The sequence below is a fragment of the Cupriavidus sp. SK-4 genome (assembly GCF_000611125.1).
Classification (GTDB): domain Bacteria; phylum Pseudomonadota; class Gammaproteobacteria; order Burkholderiales; family Burkholderiaceae; genus Cupriavidus; species Cupriavidus necator.
The window spans coordinates 58,736-60,261 of record NZ_JFJW01000020.1 but is presented as its reverse complement, the minus strand read 5'-3'; the positions used below and the strand labels follow the sequence as shown (position 1 = coordinate 60,261).

The following is a 1,526-nucleotide window of genomic DNA, read 5'->3' as shown; positions in this document are numbered from 1 at the left end:
CCGCGGATGCGGCGCGCCGGTACTCAGGCAATGCGAAGCATGCGCCTTACATATTAAGCTGACGCTTGTCGACGGCCAGCGCGGCTTCGCGCATGACTTCCGACATCGACGGGTGCGGATGGCAGACGCGGCCGATATCCTCGCTGGCGGCCTTGAACTCCATCGCCACCACGGCTTCGGCGATGAGGTCAGAGGCGTTGGCGGCAACGATGTGCACGCCCAGGATCTCGTCGGTCTTGGCGTCGGCCAGCATCTTGACGAAGCCGTCGGCGTGGCCCATGCCCAGTGCACGGCCGTTGGCCATGAACGGGAACTGGCCGGCCTTGTACTCGCGGCCTTCGGCCTTGAGCTGGGCTTCGGTCTTGCCTACCCATGCGATTTCCGGGAAGGTGTAGATCACCCACGGAACGCAGTTGTAGTCGATGTGCGGCTTCTGGCCGGCGATGCGCTCGGCCACGGCCACGCCTTCGTCCTCGGCCTTGTGCGCCAGCATCGGGCCGCGCACCACGTCGCCGATGGCCCACAGGCCCGGCACCTTGGTGGCGCAGTGGTCGTCCACCTCGATGAAGCCGCGCTGGTCCGCGGCCAGGCCGACGGCGTCCAGGCCCAGGTTGTCGGTATTGGGCACGCGGCCGACCGACACGATCAGGCGATCAACCTCCAGGGTCTGGGCCTTGCCGTCCTTGTCGGTGTACTTGACGGTCACGCCGTTCTTGCCGGTCGTCACTTCGTTGACGTTCACGCCGAGGCTGAACTTCAGGCCCTGCTTGGTCAGCTGCTTCTGCGCTTCCTTGGCCACGCCTTCGTCGGCGGCGCCCAGGAATGCGGGCAGCGCTTCCAGCACGGTCACTTCGGAACCCAGGCGGCGCCACACCGAGCCCAGCTCCAGGCCGATCACGCCGGCACCGATCACGCCCAGCTTCTTCGGCACTGCGGGGAACTTGAGCGCACCCTCGTTATCGCTGACCAGGTCGTTGTCGACCTTGATGCCCGGCAGGTGGCGAGCCTTCGAACCGGTGGCGATGATGACCTGCTTCGCGGTCACGACTTCACCGGCGATCTCGACCTGGAAGCCCTCGGCGGTCTTGCCGACGAACTTGCCGTAGCCCTTGAGCAGCGTCACCTTGTTCTTGCGGAACAGGAACTCGATGCCCTTGGTCATCTTGCCGACGATTTCGTCCTTGCGCTTGAGCATCTTGGCCACGTCGACCTTGACGTCGCCCACGGTGATGCCGTGGTCGCCCAGGTGGTGCTGGACGTTCTCGAACTCTTCCGAGGAAGCCAGCAGCGCCTTGGAGGGGATGCAGCCCACGTTCAGGCAGGTGCCGCCCAGGCGGGCTTCGCCCTTGGGATCGTCATACGGATTGCCTTCGCAGCAGGCCACGTTCAGGCCCAGCTGGCCGGCACGGATGGCGGCGATGTAGCCGCCGGGGCCGGCGCCGATCACCAGCACGTCGAATTGTTTGCTCATGGATTTCCTTTGCGGGCGCCGGCGACAGCTTGTGCCGGCGCGCCTTAATCACGGG

At 65.7% G+C, this 1,526-nt stretch carries 1 protein-coding gene; it reads right to left on the bottom strand.

Features of this window, described 5'->3' with window-relative positions; translation table 11 throughout:
* Window positions 1–46: 46 nt before the first annotated feature.
* Window positions 47–1,471 carry a dihydrolipoyl dehydrogenase gene (lpdA, locus tag CF68_RS04685; RefSeq protein ID WP_035816375.1) on the bottom strand — a complete coding sequence of 475 codons (1,425 nt, stop codon included), beginning with the start codon at window positions 1,469–1,471 and terminating at the stop codon, window positions 47–49.
* Window positions 1,472–1,526 lie beyond the last annotated feature (55 nt).

Excerpts from the sequence above, each read along its gene's own strand:
- lpdA (WP_035816375.1), bottom strand. The coding sequence starts at position 1,471 with ATGAGCAAACAATTCGACGTGCTGGTGATCGGCGCCGGCCCCGGCGGC.